The sequence below is a fragment of the Novosphingobium sp. B-7 genome (assembly GCF_000410615.1).
GTDB classification, from domain to species: Bacteria; Pseudomonadota; Alphaproteobacteria; order Sphingomonadales; family Sphingomonadaceae; genus Novosphingobium; species Novosphingobium capsulatum.
In genome coordinates, this window is sequence record NZ_KE148447.1 from 5,525 (window position 1) to 6,027 (window position 503).

At 69.2% G+C, this 503-nt stretch carries 1 pseudogene; it reads right to left on the reverse strand.

Features of this window, described 5'->3' with window-relative positions:
• A pseudogene (locus H926_RS32695) lies at window positions 1–503 on the reverse strand (carboxylesterase family protein); the annotation flags it as partial.

The following is a 503-nucleotide window of genomic DNA, read 5'->3' on the forward strand; positions in this document are numbered from 1 at the left end:
GGCCCGCGCGGATCGAGAAACGCGCGCGTTTCATCGCGCACATTGCCCAGGATCATCGGAATATCCAGCGATTGCGGCGCCGCATCGGGCCAGAACGGATGGCGCGGCAGGTTGGTCATATCCAGCACCGGCCCGAAGTAGAGGCTTCCGCCCATGATCGGATCGCTGGCGTCGAGCGCGTCGATCAGGCGCGCGATCGGCATGGCGCGCAGGGCCGCAACCCCATCGTCGCCCAATCCCAGGCGCGCCATCCACGCGCGCGTGCGGGCCAGCGCATGGCCCGGGCCACTGGCCTGCACCTGCTGTCCACTCATGGTCGCGGCGGCATGGAACAGGCCGCGCGCGGCCGGCATCGCCATCAGCGTGGCGATCTTGGCGCCCCCGCCCGATTGGCCAAAGACCATCACCCGCGAGGGATCTCCGCCAAACGCGGCAATGTGATCGCGCACCCATTGCAGCGCCAGGATCAGGTCCAGCTGCCCCAGGTTGCCGCTATCGGCCGC